The following is a 17630-nucleotide window of genomic DNA, read 5'->3' as shown; positions in this document are numbered from 1 at the left end:
GCAAAAGTGCCAAATTTTTATTTCTTATCTTTTATAAGTTTCCAATATTTTGCCAGCATCCAAATTTCTGAAGATTCGTTACCATTAGCTTCAGCTAACTGCTTGATTTTCCTCTTAAAATCATCAGGTTTTTTGAATGAAAGCATCTGTCTGTTTTTATTAAGGATACTAATTATTGCATCATCTTCTAACACCTCTGTAACTAAAAACTTAAACAAGTAATCCTGATAAGTCTCCAAGTCATTCCCTACATATTGGAAAATCCAAGGGGCTAATGCAATTACCTTTCCTTTGGTTGACTGATTTGTGTTGAATTTATTTAGGGTATCTATAAAGAAATTTTTCACGTCACAGCCTTGTACGTTACATATAGACAATAACTTACCAACAATGTCTTGGTTTGCAATGGCAGTATTATTAGTTACACAACTATTTATCTGCTCTTTTATCGCATCAAACAAGTTTTGATTAATTTCCGGATGATACATGACATAATAATCGGCTAAAGTGTGCGAGTTTTTCAAGTCATCACACCAAACCTCTTGCGATTTGCTTTGCAAGGTTGAATTTAGAGCATTTAATACTGCAACTGATAAATCATTTTTTACATTAAGGCAGTCTTTTATTAGTTCAGGAGAGAAAACATCTTCACCTTTATAGTTAGTAGACCATCCAGCAAGTTTAGTCAACAAAGCCTTGGCTTCAAGTGAATAATGAGCTTTTATAGATGTATAATTTTTCAAGCAATTTGTGATTGATGCTCTACTATGAGCATTATAGCTATTGGTCAAATGTCTTACAACACTATTTGTTAGTTTACTATCATATGAACTATAACTTACTAATAGATCACCATAATTGATATACCATTTAATGGTGTTTGAGATAGAAATAATATCTTGGTCAGAGGGTGAAGATAGCATTATAGAATATGGGCTGTATCCTCTATACTGGTACGAACCGCATTTGGACATACCAATGCATATTAAATCATAGAATATTGGATTCTTACTATCGATGCTACCCAATATATTATAGATAGCCGAGTCGGCCATTATAGAATCTGCATTATCTATATAGGATCGAATCTCTTTCAGGCGTTCAATACATACTCTAACATCATCTACGTTGTTCCCAGAGGATTTTAGATTTTCGAGCAGTTTTTTCTCAAAGCGATTCAATTTATATTCATCAGCTAATGTCTTATTGATAAATATGGATTTCCAATCCGAAATGCTTAAATCAGAAAGGTATTCGTCTAAATCTTCTTCAGGACAATAATATCCATAGTCATTGTATGAATCTTTCGTGATTTGAGTAAGTTTCACGAACAATGCAGGTGATATTTGCCATAAACATTCAAGGACACAATCTAAATGAAATGAGTCTACTTTCCGCAAGGCATCAATGCCTTGTATATAAGTCTGGCAATCAAAACTATCTTCCTTTATGCTTTGGTATTGTTTAATCAGCATAGAAATATAGTTTTTCCTACCTGTTTGTGATATATGAGAAAGTAAGATTGAGTGGAAAGGTTTGTAACGTGTGAAGTCTGCTTTTAATGAGTGAATACGATGGTATAGACATTGCCAAATATAATCGAGAACGCCTTTCTCAATATTAGATAAATCAGCCTTTTCGAGTGCTATTGTCGCATTCTCAATGTTAGTGACATCTAGAATAGCTATTTCTGCAATACTCTTAAAGGTAGAGTTATCTTTGGCTAATTGGTTAATTGTCTCCACTTCATTATTATCGAGAGCTGTTTTCATCTGCCGAGTAAAAACAATATCCATTGATTTCTCTACAGGTAGCTGATAATGTATAGCCGACATAAATTTAGGCATATCGGTATCATTACTATAAAGGCAAGACAAATTCCCTAAAAATGAAGGAGACAAAAGTTCTATTGACGGTTTAGCTGAAATTTCATCCTTGCCAAAAATGTATAATGCTAAGTATCTATCAGGAATAGATAAATCAGAGTTAAACTTCAATGTAATTAGTTCGTTTATAAAAGCAATGATGTTGCGAGGTGTAATTTCTGGGGTCATAGCATCATATATTTGCGTAACCTCCTTATCTGGAGAAGCTTCTTTACCAAAGGCATCTTTCCATTTTTGATAGAAAAATGCTTTCCAATCAGACATGATGGGAGGAGCTACACGATGTACCACACTAAATGTCTTGTTAATAAAGTCATTGCCGTAACAATGGCTATTATCGGTATTATCTTCCGATTTGAAGGCATTTATGATATGTGAGCAGTCAAATGGAACAATTATAACAAGATTATCAAAAGACTCTTCTGCAAAAAAAGAGTGTATAGCAGCCCAAAACTCTTGTACTTTAGCAATAGGAAGCCTATCCATGTTGTCAAAAACAAGGATTACTTTTTTGCTATCCCTGATACTCCCATCTAACTGATGCATCCATTCCTTAAATTGTGAAGATGAAGGTTCTTTTTCAGAAATCACTTCATAAGTTGATTCTTCAGAAATTTTACCCTTGTACACAAGAAATAATTCCTCAAAGTAAGACGAGAATGATGCGGTTCCAGTTATTCCATATTTTTTATCATCGCAATGCTTTTTATAAACAACATAAACGATACCAACAATGTAAGGTATCATAGACGTAAGAATCTTTCCCAAAACACATTTGTCTGGAACTAAAGAAACAAGCCAATTGATTAGTGGGGTTAATGCCACTAATAACATGCCGACTTTAATAGTTGTGCTAAGTCTAGGAACTTTTTTGTTATGAGTGCTTTTCTTTTTGGAAAGAAGTTCGTTAAGTTTTAGTTGCCAAGAGTTATCAAGACATTCATAGTCAGTAATCAGAGATTTTGTTATTTCCTCTAATATGGTACGACGTTGTAAATCGGAACTGTGCCCCCAAGCATCATAGGTGATAAATGGAAACATTTGTTTCTTTTTATCACTTATCCCTGCATTGAGTTCATTAGAAATGAGCTTTACTAAATTTGATTTACCTGATCCCCATCCACCATCAATTCCAATCATTTGGCAATGGTTACCATTTTTAATCTGTTGAGCAATTCTTTTAGATATTGCTTCATGAGATTTACCTATAAATAGGTCTTCACCAACAGGTGTCGTTCTTAAATACGAAGGATGCTCTGTAATCATGTTCCTATTCAAAGAATCAAATACCATGTAGGGAGTGGCTCCTCTACATGGATGATTGTGTTATTTCGTTACCGCATTATACAAATCCTGATACGTTTTCACCACGCTATATACCACTTCGCCTGTACTGATGGCTGCAAAGTGACGACGGGCACATTCAATCTTGGCATCTTCGGCTTTTCGCAGCTGGGATGCTTCGATGTCGTTACCTTTGGTTTCTGCCACAAAGTAAACGTGTTTCACGCTACCTTCGCGGAAGGCAACTGCCCAGTCGGGGTTGTATTTACCCATGGGGGTATTGATATAGAAGCCTCCCGGCAGCTTGGTGTAAACCACTACATCGTCCTCTTTTTCCAATGATTCGGCAAAGGAACGCTCAATACCTTGGCTATCAACTACCACTAAATCATACAGCGATTTCTCGCTTTCGATAGCGTCCTTGCCCAATGTACCACGAAGTGTTGCTTCCTCAAAGATGTCGCTATCAAACGTATTGTTGCGCTTCTCATAGCGGATATGCTGTATCAGGGAGATTGCCTTACAATCGTTAATGATACGTCCTGCCTTGATGATAAACTCTTCGGGGTTGAGCTTGAATTGATGGAATGTGGTGGGTTTGATACCTTGCAAAATGGCTACAATGGTTCTTCGAGTTAGGCCGGTAGCTTGCACCAATTCGCCTACGAGGTCGTATGTAACACCACTTCCAACAGCCTCCTTCACATGGATAGTTCTTACTTTGGCTGCCGACATAGCTGTGCCGACTTCCAATTCCTCGCGGTCGCGAATTCCCTCTATACCTCCGCTTTCCACCACGATGCGGATTTCCGTTACATTCAGATGTTTGTACAGTTCATCAATTGCGTTCTTTATCAGCTTCGAGGTGTCGAAGTTTACATTGTAGTATGTGCGTGTGTTGATACGCTTCCATAGTTCCTGCCACTCCTTCTTGTGGAAGTTGTCGGCATTGAATTTTGCCTCTTTCTTTTCCCTTCCGTTTGTAGGTTTCACACTATCCGGGTCAAATACCTTATCCAGTTGCTTGATGATAAATGATTTCAGTTCGTTTGCCTCGCCAAAATCAAGCTGTCCGGCTTTCTTCTCATCAAAATACTTCTGAGTGAGTTTCCCCTTCTTGATATACCCTTGGGTAATCAACTCTTCGTGAATATCTACTGCCTGTTGTGTGGAGATTTTTACTGTTGTTCCATCTTCTGTTTGCGCCATTGCATCGGCAAACAGATTGGCAGTCACTATCACAGGGCGAGTATCGCAAGCCTCGGCTATTTCTTTCTGCAACTTCTTGGCAAAGTCGTCATAGCTTTCGCTGGCGATAACTGTGAGTATGTTGATATTGAACACAGTATCGCCTAATACATCGGTATCCTGGCGTTCACCTTTGTCGTTGACGCAAAGACGCATACCGCGTCCCACTTCCTGCCGCTTCTTTATCTCGTTGGCAGTATCTTTCAGCGTACAAATCTGGAACACGTTGGGATTGTCCCAACCCTCCTTCAAGGCAGAGTGAGAGAAGATGAAACGCACCGGACACTCTTGGCTCAGCAGACGCTCCTTATCTTTCATAATCAAGTTGAAACCACGCTCTTCGTTTTCACCTTCCTTGCTTTTCGATTCCACGCTGACACCTTTTTTATCCACGGAGAAATAACCGTCGTGAATGTTGTCACACGCATTCTTGGGGTCGGACAGGAAACGCATATAAGCTCCATCCGTAAATGTAGGCATCATTTCTTGTAAGGCTCTCTGGTATTCCTCCTCAAACATCTTGGCAAACTTTCCTTTCTCCACACCCTCTTTGCTGTATATGCGGTAGCTATCCACATGGTCGATGAAGAACAGGGAGAGCACCTTGATGTGTCTGGGAAACAACTGGCGTTCACGTTCCAGATGTGTTTTGATGGTCTCACGAATCTGCATACGGCGCACCAGTTCTTCGTTGGCAGCACCTACGATGTCTCCTTCATGAAGCGTCAGTTCGTTCAGGAAATGAATGGTACCGGTCAGTCCGTCAATGCGTTCTACAATGTAGTTGTCTTCGTATTCTTGCAGTCCGCCACTTTGTTCTTTCAGGTTGAAGCCTTCGCCTGCCAAGCGAATGACATGGCGGGTACCGTTATTGGTTTTCATATCGAAACCGATACGTGCCTGCGGATTGCCTTTGCCGATAACGATTTCATCTAAATAGACATAACCGTTGGTAGCGGTGGAGCCTAATTGGTGCACACCTCGCACTTCCACTTTTTTCACCAACCGCTTGTTATAGGCATCAATGGCATCCAGTCGGAATACCATGTTGTAGATGTCGTCCTTGCGATGAGTGGCACTATACAAGACCTTGAACAGGGGATTGAACAGCTGTATGCCCCGTCGGGTGGCGTTGCCCTTGTCCGTACCCAACACACTTTGCGGTTCATCAATGATCATGATGGGATTGGTCTTGGCAAGGATGTCGATAGGACGACGTGATCCAAACTCATCCCGTCGGGAAAAGATGATACGTGCGACAGCGTCTCCGCTACGTCCCTGTATGTTCTTCTCTTCGTTCATCGAGGCATTGAATGCTTGCGTGTTGATGACCATCACGTGAATGCCGTTGTCTTGGGCAAAGCCATCGATCTTGGAGAGCTGCTTGGAGTTATAGATGAAGTATTGCATCCGTTTGCCATACTCTCCGGCAAAGTGTTCCGCCATACTTTCAAAACTCTTGAACACACCCTCGCGAATGGCAATACTGGGTACCACGATAATGAACTTACTCCAGCCGTAGCGTTGGTTCAGTTCATACATTGTCTTGATGTAGGTATAGGTTTTACCTGTACCGGTCTCCATTTCCACCGTAAGGGTTAGTCCCTCGCCTTGTATATGTTCGATAGGCTTCAAGCCTTGCGCCATCTGTATGGTGCGAATGTTCTCGCACAGACTTTCACGGTCGAGCACAATGGGGGCGTTGCCAAAGCCTTCTACCTTAAAACCTATATGGCCTTTGCCTTGGTCTATCAAAAAGTTGCTCAGTCCATCTCTCTTCGGTTGACCTTGGAACACATCCGTCACACAGCGAGTAGCTTCAGCCTGAAATCGTTGGTGCTTGTATTTAATTTTCATTTTTGTCTCCTTTTTTACCTATATTGCCAATTCGCTTGATGGAGTCCAGATAATCTTGTTCCACATCACTGATAGTGCGTTGTTTGTATTTGCGATATTCATTGGTAGCATGTTCCATAGCTTCCGTGTGCGACACCTTGCCGGAATCTAATAGCAATTGTTCTCCCGACATGGTAAGAATCCTATCCAAATAGTTAGCCCAATCGTTCATTGTCATTGGTTGCTCTCGTTCTGCCTGACGCTCTGCAAAGTCCAAATATCCAGATACCAACTGCCCCATAGCACGAAGTTCCTTCTCATCCAAATAATTCTTGGCTGTGCGAGCTTCTGACAGAGTAGGCTGATTCCCTTTGAATGTAAGCAATCCCATAAAATCCTTTTCGGCATCGGCACGTTCCACAATCAGTTCGGCTGCCGTATGGCCGTGTATGGCATAGTGTATCTTGTTCTGCACTTTCTTGAAAAACTCTTGCGAAACAGAAGCTCTTGGGTCATAGTCGATACTTGTGGCATATATTTCCAACACTTGGCGGTACAGCACCTTTTCTGTGGCACGGATGTCCCGGATGCGCTCCAACAGCTCTTTCCAATAGCCACCGCCTCCAAGTTGTTTCAGTCGTTCATCGTCAAGAGCGAAACCTTTAATCATATATTCTTTCAACCGCTGCGTAGCCCATTGACGAAAACGGGTTGCTATGATAGAACGTATGCGATAACCAAGGGCGATAATCATATCCAGATTGTAGTATGCAGTCATATATGATTTACCGTCGGAGGCAGTTGTTCGGAATTTCCGAACAACTGAATCTTCCTGTAATTCACCCTCTTCAAATATGTGCTTGATATGCTCGCTTACGTTCGGCTTACTGGTTTGATACAGCTCGCACATTTGCGCTTGCGTAAGCCACAAGGTCTCGTCTTCTAATATTACATCTATTTTGGTCAAGCCTTCGCTATCCGTATAGATGAGTATTTTGTTGTTCTCTTCCATAATCGCGAATTTAGATAACCTTGATATTCTTGAAGGCTTCATCATCGGTCCAGTCCATCAGTTGCTTAAATTGCTCGTAGATGTTTATCTTTTGGTCATCTTGGGCAAAGCAGGAGTCACGGAAGAGCACACGCAGCGGAGTTTTGTCGGCCATCGCCGCCACCACATTGTCGGTGATTCTCTCGGTAAAGCAAGCCACTAAGTCACCATCGTTCACAGTATAGATGGTGCAGCCGTCCACCTCTTCTTGCGTCATTGGCAGGTCGAGTGTTACGCCCCAGGCAAGCATAGCCCCAAAGAGCAAATCAAGGTCGGTGCGGTCTTGCTTGATGTTATCTGCAAACAAATTGAGCTGGTCTTGCTGGTAATCATTGGGAGAGATAGATACTTCTTCGTAGTTGCTTTCATCCAATCTGAACACACGGAAGCCGGTATCGATATTTTGTGTAGTAAGCGGAGAATCAGCTTTGATTTTTGCACCGGCACGACGGATACGCTCTTTGGCTGCGTCACAAATAGTTTTGAATCCCATTTTATAACCATCACTTGATTCTGAAAAATCTTCTTCAAGTTGCACCATTATAAATTGTCTGCACCCTCCATCAAGAGCATTCTGTTCCATTACGGCATGTGCAGTTGTTGCAGAGCCAGAGAAGAAATCAAGAATAATACTATTACTATCTGAATATAGAGAGATTATTCTTTTTATCAATTCTACAGGTTTAGGATAATCAAAAACTTTTTTCCCGTCAAATAATTTGGCTAACTTTTGAGTAGCACCTTGTGAATGATCTACTTCGGTGTACTTCCAGATTGTCATAGGTGTAATACCCGTTTTTCTGAGTTCAGATAGAAAACGTTTCATTGCAGGAACGCTATTTCCATCAGGTCCAAACCAAATTCTATTATCTTGGAGTCTCTCACGAAAAGCTTTTCGTGAGAGCCTCCAGCTGCGCCCAGCTGGAGGCTCTACATTACGCCCGGAGGGCGTTGTAATAGTATATATATTTTCTTCTACGGCTGGTCCCACAGACAAATCACTTGCTTTCCAAACACCTCGAGGATCATTGTCTGGATTAGTATAGCGATTATCAGCTTCTGAACTTCTTGCTATACCTTTACATACAGCAGAATCTAGATTTTTAGCATAACATAACACGTAATCATGTGAAGGGGAGAAATGTTTCATTAAATTAATTGGAGAATAAGCTCGCTCCCATACGATTTGCGCCAAGAAATTGCTACTGCCAAATACTTCGTCACAAATATTTTTAAGGTTTCTCTGCTCATTGTCATCAATCGAAATAAAGATAACCCCATCCTCCGTCAGCAGAGAACGTGCGACCAACAGACGACTATAAATCATCGAGCACCAGTCCGAATGAAACTTACCATTTGTATCGGTGTTCTTGCGGAAGCGGTTACCCAGTTCGTCCACACTGCCGGCTTCGAGGTCTTCTTCGGCGGCAGTACGGGCAAAGTCATCGTGATACACAAAGTCATTGCCCGTATTATAAGGCGGGTCGATATAAATCATCTTCACCTTACCCATGTACGAGCGTTGTAAAAGTTTAAGCACTTCAAGGTTGTCGCCCTCGATATAGATATTCTTTGTGTTGTCCCAATCCATGGAATCTTCCACCACCGGGCGTAATGTCTTATCGGTAGGTTTGGCAGCCTCCGCACGAGCGGCGTTCTTACCCACCCATGTAAACTGGTACATTTCGCCCTCGCCATCTGTGGCATGGTCGCCAAGCAACTGACGAAACACCTCAAAGTTTACCTTTCGGGAAATTGCACCCGTCTTGTCATCACGTACTTCGGTAAATGCAGAAGGTGCAATCTGATAGAGCGCATCAAGATTGAGTTGCGTTCCGTCCGCGGAGTTCAAATCCAAATGTTTTAATATGTCAGTCATATATTTTATTTCTTAATTGTTTTCTAATGTTTTAAGTACCTCTTCCAACTTAGCAATCTCACGCTTCAAGGCACGGGCTTCACTGTTGAGTTCCATCTGTTTGGCAAACTGCCTTTCATTCCGTACACGCTTCTGCAAGGCTTCCGCTGCCCGTCGTTTACGAGCCAATTCATCTTGCAATGCCATAATCTGCTTCGTGTCAGCGGCATTGGTCGTACCAAATCCGGAAATCTGACCGGCAAACGCTTCGTAGATATTATCCAGTGACGACCCTGCAAGTTCTAACTTCACCTTTGCCAATGGCATCCATTCTGTGCGGAAAGTCTTCAAAATGTTGAATCGTGTTTTGTTCGCATCTACCCATTCCTTGTAGTTGAGCAACAATCGGCCACGGTTGGCATATTGCAACACAAACACCACATGGCGAGGCATCTGGCGGTCGATGGCAAGAAACACATCATCGGGCATATCCTCCGCTTTGAGCGTCACCAAGAACATCACGATTTCATGCACCGTCTTACCCGTATCCACATTCATGGTGGATGGAGCTAACTTATAGAGCCATTGTATACGTTCCACATCTTCCACAAATCGCATCTTCAAGCGTGTGTTAATCTCCAAATGCTTGTAAAAGGCTGTCTTGGGCACCAATCTGTCCACGTGCGTGGAGGTGGGGTAGTTAAGTATATTGTCCATTTTGTCTCATCTAATTAACCTCATTATTATGATGCCGTTCATACGAATCCCATAAAAAGCGCACGAGAGTTGTACTACTTCCAATCGCTAAACTAGCATGACGAGATTCAAGCCCTTTATATGAACTGGACTTGCCATGTCCGCTACCATACAGATTTCTCAGTTCTGCAACGCCTTGTGCAATAGCTTTAAGATTACCGAGAATAGCCTTTATAGACTTAGCTCCTTTAACATCATCAGAGATGTTTTTAGGCATCAGATGAAAATGTTTGAAAGTTTCATCAACAAGACGTGGAACTTCCCAATCTTTATCTACAGTACAGCCTTCAAATTCAAGTATTGTTTTACAACAACTTTCAATTAGTTCTTTAGCCTTACCAATTGCTTCTGTTGGATTTCCGTCCTTCAGATTGAGCATTAAATCAATTTGGGCTGATATGTAATCGCTGTCAAAAGCTTCTTTTAAAGTTTCAGCCGTAGCGGTCATAACCATTGTACCACCTGCTTTATCAAGTATGCTACGGCATTTTTTGTAAGCAACCGCACGGCTTTTACGATTTTCTTCATCATGTTCCTTCATTGAAGAAAGTTCGTAATATCTGATTAAATCGCTAAGTAGCTTTATTTTATCTTCGTATTTTGTATCATTGATATATGCTATCAGAGATTTGCCCTTTGAAAGTCTATATGTTTCACAAAGCGGAACACCTATGCTTTTATAGGTAAAAGCATCAAAATCAGCTGTACTAAAGTCCAGGACATAACCACCTTCATTTAAGAAGTTGACCATAGTACCTATTTCTATATCAGATAATTTCATTTCTCTTTAATTATTAAGAAGGTTATCAACTCAAAGTCGTCCAAACCTTTAATTTCTCCATGCAAGGCTGTTGTCTCACCCACAGAGAAAAGGCTCTCAATGTCTGTCTCTTCCTTAATGCTTACGATGCTGTCAATAGCTGTTTGGAGCAACGTGTTGTACTTGGTCATGCGGCGGCCGTCTTGCGTTTCACGGTTGACCGCAGCACAGAGCACACGGTCATAGTCATTTTGGTTCTTACACAGCGCACGCATGATGTCGAGCAGTTGTTTAGGGTGCAGATGGTCGCAAATAACCTCTCCATCGTCTGCCAGATAGACCATGTAGAAAGGATGCAGTTGATTCTTACGGTCAATATTAACGGCATTGTTGCGATTCTTCAACACAAACATCACGCCCGGTTTCGCCAATTCGGAACCGGCTACCACCGCATTCAATCCGAAAGGTGCATGTTCAATATCCGGATGTTCCTTGACATATTGCAGGAGGTCAAGCCGAAACTCGTTCAATCCCAAATCCATGATATTGATACCGGTGTCCATATCTTCTATGTCGACCACTTCATTCTGCAACTTTTTTAATTGTCCAAGGCGATATTCCAAATCGGCTTCTTCGCCCATAGAAAGCGGATTGCCAGTACCTGCTGCGGTAAGGATGGTGGCTTTCATTCGGCTTTCGACACGTCCTTTGAGCTGAATATAGTCGTCAAGTTCCATATCCGGCCAGTAGTTGACAAGCTGGATTTGTTTGTTCCGGCTACCGATACGGTCGATACGCCCGAAACGCTGGATGATGCGTACGGGATTCCAATGAATGTCATAATTGATGAGGTAGTCGCAATCCTGTAAATTTTGGCCTTCGCTGATACAATCAGTAGCTATAAGTACATCAATCTCACCCGTGGCATTGGGAAAGAGGGCTGAACGGTCTTTCGACAAAGGTGAAAAATAAGTCAGCACATTATTGAACGACATAGGAAACTTCGGCAATGTGCATCTTCCATCGGTAGAGCCGGTGATAAGAGCCGTATCAAGTCCGCAGGTTTCCTTTATCTTCGTGGATAACTGCTCATAGAGATAATTGGCTGTGTCGGCAAATGCCGTAAATATAAGCACTTTCTTGTTACCTCCGTTTATCGGGTTGCGGAACTTATGTTTCAAATCCTCGATAAGCATCTGCAACTTACTGTCGTGTTCGGGCGTAATGTCCTTCAACATCAGCAAGAGCAGGTCTAACCGTTCAAAATCGGCTTCAAGATCGCGTCGCCAACTCACATAGTCCATGTCAGCCAATGAAATCTTCGACTTCTTGGTGGCAAATGGGTCGGTGTCGCCTTCGGATGAGTCCATATCATCAGTGAAAGAAGATACATCAATGGTTGCACCGGAATGTTTCTTGTCGTATACATCTATCAGTTCCATTGTCTGCCGAATGTACTCATGGATGCGGTTAAGCGTCAGTCGGAAAGAATTGACCGAACTTTCTAGACGTTTCAACAGGTTGGTGGCCATGAGCTTGCGCAAGCCTTTCTCACGACCGTCAATAGACAGACCTTCACCATCGTAGTCGATACTGTAACCACTACGGGCACAATCGAAGAGATAAAGCGAAGGGGTGTATATGGAAAGATTTAGAGCATTGAGTTGCTCGGCAATATCCTTGAAATTGATGGCATCGCCCAAGTCCGTCAAACGCGGACGACGAGACAAAGGGGCAAGCCGCTTAGGAAACTCGCCAATATCTTTCGTGTCGTAATACTTGATGATATGACTACGACTACGTGCGATGGTCACGGCATCGAGCATCTGAAAAAAGTCAAACTGAAGACTTGACAGCAATCGTTCCGTAGTCCGTTCGCTTGGCTCCAACTTAGCCCAACGATTATAGGCAGTCTGAGCAGACTTGAATATGTCGTCAATGTTGCGGTCTAGTTCGAGGGCTTCGTTGATATTCTCCACACGCCCCTCGTATGCCAGTTGTAACTGGTTCTTCAAATCGCCGAATCGGTTGTTGACAGGAGTTGCTGACAGCATGAGTACTTTCGTTTTCACACCCTGACGGATGACACATCGCATCAATCGCTGATAACGGTTCTCCTTGTGGCGGTCTGTTTCTACGAGCGTATCAAAATCCGCTTCATCCTCTTCGTCCACATTACCACCATTGCGGAAGTTGTGGCTTTCGTCAATTACAATCAAATCATAGTTTCCCCAATTCACATGCTCCAAGTCGAGGCCATTACTCAAACCACGGTCGCGTGAAAGGTCGGAGTGGAAGAGGATGTCATACCTTAGCCGATCGGCAGCTACGGGGTTGTTTTTGTAATTGGCACGGAAAGTCTGCCAGTTGTCATTCAGTTTTTTAGGGCAAAGTACAAGCACCGACTTATTACGGTTCTCGTAATACTTGATAACCGCCAATGCCGTAAAGGTCTTGCCAAGACCTACTGAATCGGCAAGGATGCAACCATTGTATTTTTCCAACTTGTTGATGATAGCCAGCGCAGCATCACGTTGAAAGTTGTAAAGCTTATTCCAAATGACACTGGTCTTGAAGCCCGTGCGCTCATTGGGTAACACATCTTCGCTGATGTCTTCCAAGAACTCGTTGAAAATATTATAAAGTGCGATGAAGTAGATGTATTCTGGAGCATTTTCCTGATATACAGTGTCTATGTACTCCAATATACGCTTCGTTACATCCTCAAACTTCTCATCATTGTTCCACTGCTCATTGAAAATATCCAAGTAGGCACTTGCTGTTGGTGAAGGCAATACATTGACTACATTATATACATTAGCACCACGCTCACATCCCAACTGTGTGGTGGTAAACTCATTGAATGGAATATAAACCTGCTGGGTGTCATTGTTGATGTGCATAAATCCACCCATCTGTTCTTGCGAAGCATTGGAACGGAATTGCACTTTTCTGCGAATCCAGTCGGCACATTCTTTGGCAATGGCTTTCTGTGACAACTGGTTGCGCAGACGAATTTCAAAGTCCGTACCATACAAATTGCGCTCTCGGTTAAGTTTAGGGATGAAAAACTCTCGTTTCTCTTTCTTTGATTTGTCCTTGATGAAAGTAGGAGACGTGAAAATGAAACGCAATTGCTCCACCTGCTCCAGTTCTTCTTTCAATGCTTCGTAGGCATAAATGGAGAATGAAGCCGCAGCAATAGACACACAAGCACCTTTGGATAACCGTCCCTTGAGGTCATCCACAACACGCTCACTTATGTTGTTTATCAACTTAGGTTGTTCCATTCCTCTATTCTTCTTTTGTATGACAAATTAATTTGTGTATATCCACATCCAAAACTTCTGCTATTCGTGCCAATGTGTATAAATCGGGTTGTGAATGATTGTTGCACCACTTTGATACCGTTGCCGGATCTTTCTTCAAAGTTTTAGCAAGCCACTTACTCATAATCCCCTTTTCAGCTAAAACAGCCTTTATACAATTCAAATTCGCCATACTGTATTCAATTATAGATTGCGTCAAATGCAAAATTACATATTTTATTTGGTTCGCGAGCATGATCGAAGAAATAAAATCCTATATCATAGTATTATGGCAAAAGAATTTAATGAAAGGTGATGTGAGAATGGGATTTATTTGCTAATTTTGCATTGCTTTTGAGACAATATAAATATTAACAATGCAAAGAAACAGAATGAACATATTATCTATAACAACCGCAATTCAGAGCAATAAACGCACTGAATTTGTGTCGAGTGTTCATGTTTCACGTATTGAACCTCGTTTAGTAAATACTTTCCAACGAACATAGCGAGTACATTATTGTACTTTGAGAGAATAGAAACTGAATAGTTGGAGAGTCCTTACCAAACTTTCCAACTATTTTGTTTGTATGCCCATTTGTGACAGTCGCCTTTATGATGCTCTTCTGCCATTTCCGTCTGATGGGCTGTTGGTAACCAGATTATTAACGTGCAGTGATGCACATAAATTGAGAAGAAATGAACTATAAATTTGATGGCAGCAAGGTGTTCTTTACATCTGATACCCATTTTTATCATGGGAATATCATTCGTTTCTGCAACAGGCCGTTTAAGGATGTGGAAATGATGAATGAAACAATCATATCCAATTGGAATAATACTGTCGGACAGTATGATATTGTTTTTCACTTAGGTGATTTCTGTCTTGGCGGTTCGGCTGAATGGACTAAAATGCTTGACAGGCTGAACGGCAAGATATATCTGATTATGGGCAACCACGATTTGAAGAATATACGCCAAGGCTACATTGACAGATTTGAACATGTGGCAATGCAGATGCACATAGAGGTCGGCAAGCAGAGGATATATTTGAACCATTATCCTTTTCTATGTTTTGATGGTGGATATAAAGATGTGTGGCAACTATTCGGGCACGTTCACACAAGGAAGAACAACACCGGTATAGATGCAGCCAGGCTTCAGTATCTCTATCCGATGCAATACGATGTAGGGGTTGATAACAATAACTTTACACCCATATCATTTGAACAGGTAAAAAGGATGATTGAAAAACAAGTAGAGCAATTTCATAAGAAATAAAAAAGGAGGGTTATGTATGAGTGAATATACAACGGTCTATTTAAGACACAAAGATATGCCTTTGTTGAAAAAGAAAGAGCATCCGTCTCATGAAGAATGCCAAAGTCAATCTAAAGAAGATTTGATGAAAGTCATTCGCGAAATAGATGAATATAACAAACAGGTTGCAAAGTCTTTGGGGTGTAAATTGTTTTATCTTACTACTACCCCAAGTCGTGAATTGACTGTGCTTCCATGTAGTCCATCTCCAAGTGTGCTGACAAACGTCCTTCTTGAGGAGGTTTTATGCTTTTACAAAGAAGAAATCGAACATTGTAAAAAGGCTATTGCTAAGAATAAAGAAGATATTGCCAAGTTGGAAGTACGAATAGCCAAAACGACCGTCGATTTGTACGATAAAATCAACAAGGAGATAGACAACTGCTATGAGAACATAGACTTTGAGGAAGAAGAACTTGAACACTACCAATTCCTGTATAATAAATTTTCTTTCTTGGAGGGTATTATTGGCAATGAATCGAATTCAAAGAATTATGAACTGATTTATACAAAATATTAATAAACAAAAGATTATGAAGATACAATATATGAGCGACCTGCATTTGGAATTCAGCGATAACAGCAGGTGGATGAAACATAATGAATTACCTGTAACTGGCGATGTTCTGGTTCTTGCCGGAGATATATTCTATTTGAAAAACAAGGTTGCACCTTTGAGCTATTTTTGGAAATGGGCAGCTGTAAATTATCGGCAAGTGCTCATTGTGCCCGGAAACCATGAGTATTACAATTATTGTGATGTGATGGATAAGGGACTACAATGGAATTGGATGTTCAAGAAGAATGTAGGATATTACCAGAATCAAGTAGTAAAGATTGATGATACTGATTTTATCATGAGCACTTTGTGGTCTCAGATTTCTCCTTCTGACGAGTATTTTATATGGAAAGGCATGAACGACTTTCGGCAAATAATGTATAATGGCAAATTACTCCAAACTGAGGAGTTTAATCAGATGCATGAATTCTGCTTGGATTTCATCAAGCATAGTCTAACTGAAAGCACCGCAAAGCACATTGTGGTAGTAACACATCATCTTCCCACATTGGAGGCCGTCGCCCCTCACCATAAAGGTTCAGTGCTGAATAGTGCATTTGCAACTGAACTGAGTGGGCTTATTGCCGACAGTCGCATTGACGCATGGGTTTATGGGCATTCACATACCAACATTGATGCTGAGATAAACGGAACAAAGGTCGTTTGCAATCAGATGGGATATGTTTTCCAAAATGAACATATCGCCAATGGTTTTGCTCCGGACAAGTGCCTTGTCTTGTGAAAGGCATAGGTTCGCCGGTAATACACTTTAAAGCCTCAATATATCATATAGTGAACAAAAAAGCACGTGTTCATATATTATATGATATATTGTGGCTTAATGTTTTTCTGTTGAATGCAAGTATAATACAGTAGTTCTACACTTTTTCAAGCGAATAAACCGAATTCGTTACACCTTTTCCAACGAATCATCCCCATTACACGACATCTTTTCAAGCGAATCACAGTATAAATCACCGAAACCAACTTTACTTTATCTCCGTATTCATATATACGTGCATTAAAGTAAACCTAACAGAGGGAGAAAAAGAGATGGCTTCGCCAAAGCCAGACTGAATCATATCTACCGACTTTCTTTTGGGGGCTGCAAAACAATCCCAACTCCTACCTCAAAAGCAAAGCAAGACTCGCCCCTTGCCAAGCCACAAAAGGCAACCCGAAAATCCGTAAACCAGCCTTCCATTTTGCAGACGTAATCGGCGAAATTATCCCCGAGATGCCTTATCTTTGCGAAGCGGAGATTTCGGGGCAAAAGAGAACGATTTTCCCCATTTTCCCTCTGTTTTGAGATAGGCAACGAAGAAAAGTGTTAAATCTTCGATTTTTGAGCAGTATATCTTAAGTCATAAAACACTGATAATAAGCCATTATAATCAACCACTATAATACAGCATAGGCATCTTTATTCGCAGTAGTTGCAAAAATCAACAACTTTAATTCGGGCTCGAAGCCTAGTGCCTTTTCTATTTCTGTATCAATCTCACCTTCTGTTAACTGAGCATTCGCATAGTCATCCTTACCTTTGCATTGAATATCACAATATCCGCCATATTTTTCAACATATGAAAATACACCAACACCATGCTGATTTCGCCCTTGGCAACCATGTCGTTTTATTGTATCTTCACAAGTCCATATTTCACCCCACAATAATTTGCAGAGTTTTTCAAAGTCTTGCCAGTTACTTGGCTTTTTCAATTGATTTTGTGCTATCATACAAAGAAAATATTTTATATACCTAAT

12 protein-coding genes are annotated in these 17630 nt (G+C 41.3%); 3 read left to right on the top strand and 9 right to left on the bottom strand.

The annotated features are described in order from the left end of the window. Nucleotides 1-17 precede the first annotated feature (17 nt). From DXA54_RS04740 to DXA54_RS04705, 8 genes are read right to left on the bottom strand one after another with little or no spacing between them, the layout of a single operon-like run. Nucleotides 18-3152 (bottom strand): P-loop NTPase fold protein, encoded by a 3135-nt coding sequence (locus tag DXA54_RS04740; RefSeq protein WP_061430038.1) that lies wholly within the window; start codon nt 3150-3152, stop codon nt 18-20. Nucleotides 3153-3212: 60 nt separating this feature from the next. Beyond that, nucleotides 3213-6275, bottom strand: a complete 3063-nt coding sequence (locus tag DXA54_RS04735; RefSeq protein WP_010992333.1) for a DEAD/DEAH box helicase family protein — start codon at nt 6273-6275, stop codon at nt 3213-3215. Next, complete coding sequence (locus tag DXA54_RS04730) at nt 6265-7266, bottom strand: virulence RhuM family protein (protein ID WP_120079039.1); 1002 nt, start codon at nt 7264-7266, stop codon at nt 6265-6267. Before DXA54_RS04730 ends, DXA54_RS04735 begins: the two co-directional genes overlap by 11 nt. A gap of 10 nt (nt 7267-7276) precedes the next feature. Next, nucleotides 7277-9184, bottom strand: a complete 1908-nt coding sequence (locus DXA54_RS04725; protein WP_010992331.1) for a site-specific DNA-methyltransferase — start codon at nt 9182-9184, stop codon at nt 7277-7279. A 12-nt stretch (nt 9185-9196) separates the two neighbouring features. Next, nucleotides 9197-9880, bottom strand: coding sequence for a DUF4391 domain-containing protein (locus tag DXA54_RS04720; RefSeq protein ID WP_010992330.1), 684 nt, complete (start codon nt 9878-9880; stop codon nt 9197-9199). A gap of 10 nt (nt 9881-9890) precedes the next feature. Next, nucleotides 9891-10700, bottom strand: a complete 810-nt coding sequence (locus DXA54_RS04715; RefSeq protein ID WP_041926181.1) for an abortive infection family protein — start codon at nt 10698-10700, stop codon at nt 9891-9893. After that, complete coding sequence (locus tag DXA54_RS04710) at nt 10697-13969, bottom strand: helicase-related protein (protein ID WP_010992328.1); 3273 nt, start codon at nt 13967-13969, stop codon at nt 10697-10699. The genes DXA54_RS04715 and DXA54_RS04710 overlap by 4 nt, the downstream gene beginning before the upstream one ends. A 4-nt stretch (nt 13970-13973) precedes the next feature. Next, the gene (locus tag DXA54_RS04705) at nt 13974-14180 is read right to left on the bottom strand and encodes a helix-turn-helix transcriptional regulator (protein ID WP_025819225.1); all 207 of its coding nucleotides are present in this window, start codon (nt 14178-14180) and stop codon (nt 13974-13976) included. 506 nt (nt 14181-14686) lie between these two features. On the opposite strand from DXA54_RS04705, the gene DXA54_RS04700 reads away from it, so the two are divergent. Genes DXA54_RS04700 through DXA54_RS04690 form a run of 3 tightly spaced genes read left to right on the top strand, consistent with a single transcriptional unit; the run spans nt 14687 to nt 16608 of the window. Next, a complete protein-coding gene (locus tag DXA54_RS04700) occupies nt 14687-15268 on the top strand; it encodes a metallophosphoesterase (protein ID WP_010992326.1) in 582 nt (193 codons plus the stop codon). 16 nt (nt 15269-15284) lie between these two features. Beyond that, nucleotides 15285-15827 (top strand): hypothetical protein, encoded by a 543-nt coding sequence (locus tag DXA54_RS04695; RefSeq protein WP_010992325.1) that lies wholly within the window; start codon nt 15285-15287, stop codon nt 15825-15827. A 13-nt stretch (nt 15828-15840) separates the two neighbouring features. Beyond that, entirely contained in the window at nt 15841-16608 is a 768-nt protein-coding gene (locus DXA54_RS04690; protein WP_010992324.1) for a metallophosphoesterase, read from the top strand. Between the two features lie 659 nt (nt 16609-17267). Here the strand turns inward: DXA54_RS04690 and DXA54_RS04680 are convergent. Beyond that, nucleotides 17268-17603: a hypothetical protein gene (locus tag DXA54_RS04680; protein WP_010992322.1), complete on the bottom strand. Its 336-nt coding sequence runs from the start codon at nt 17601-17603 to the stop codon at nt 17268-17270. Nucleotides 17604-17630 lie beyond the last annotated feature (27 nt).

Origin of the sequence: Bacteroides sp. OF03-11BH, assembly GCF_003604005.1 — a bacterium.
GTDB classification, from domain to species: domain Bacteria; phylum Bacteroidota; class Bacteroidia; order Bacteroidales; family Bacteroidaceae; genus Bacteroides; species Bacteroides ovatus.
This window is presented reverse-complemented; position numbering and strand designations above follow the sequence as displayed.

What these genes read in the sequence shown, in the direction of transcription:
- DXA54_RS04740 (WP_061430038.1), bottom strand. Translation starts at nt 3,152, where the DNA reads ATGATTACAGAGCATCCTTCGTATTTAAGAACGACACCTGTTGGTGAA.
- DXA54_RS04735 (WP_010992333.1), bottom strand. Translation starts at nt 6,275, where the DNA reads ATGAAAATTAAATACAAGCACCAACGATTTCAGGCTGAAGCTACTCGC.
- DXA54_RS04730 (WP_120079039.1), bottom strand. Translation starts at nt 7,266, where the DNA reads ATGGAAGAGAACAACAAAATACTCATCTATACGGATAGCGAAGGCTTG.
- DXA54_RS04725 (WP_010992331.1), bottom strand. Translation starts at nt 9,184, where the DNA reads ATGACTGACATATTAAAACATTTGGATTTGAACTCCGCGGACGGAACG.
- DXA54_RS04720 (WP_010992330.1), bottom strand. Translation starts at nt 9,880, where the DNA reads ATGGACAATATACTTAACTACCCCACCTCCACGCACGTGGACAGATTG.
- DXA54_RS04715 (WP_041926181.1), bottom strand. Translation starts at nt 10,700, where the DNA reads ATGAAATTATCTGATATAGAAATAGGTACTATGGTCAACTTCTTAAAT.
- DXA54_RS04710 (WP_010992328.1), bottom strand. Translation starts at nt 13,969, where the DNA reads ATGGAACAACCTAAGTTGATAAACAACATAAGTGAGCGTGTTGTGGAT.
- DXA54_RS04705 (WP_025819225.1), bottom strand. Translation starts at nt 14,180, where the DNA reads ATGGCGAATTTGAATTGTATAAAGGCTGTTTTAGCTGAAAAGGGGATT.
- DXA54_RS04700 (WP_010992326.1), top strand. Translation starts at nt 14,687, where the DNA reads ATGAACTATAAATTTGATGGCAGCAAGGTGTTCTTTACATCTGATACC.
- DXA54_RS04695 (WP_010992325.1), top strand. Translation starts at nt 15,285, where the DNA reads ATGAGTGAATATACAACGGTCTATTTAAGACACAAAGATATGCCTTTG.
- DXA54_RS04690 (WP_010992324.1), top strand. Translation starts at nt 15,841, where the DNA reads ATGAAGATACAATATATGAGCGACCTGCATTTGGAATTCAGCGATAAC.
- DXA54_RS04680 (WP_010992322.1), bottom strand. Translation starts at nt 17,603, where the DNA reads ATGATAGCACAAAATCAATTGAAAAAGCCAAGTAACTGGCAAGACTTT.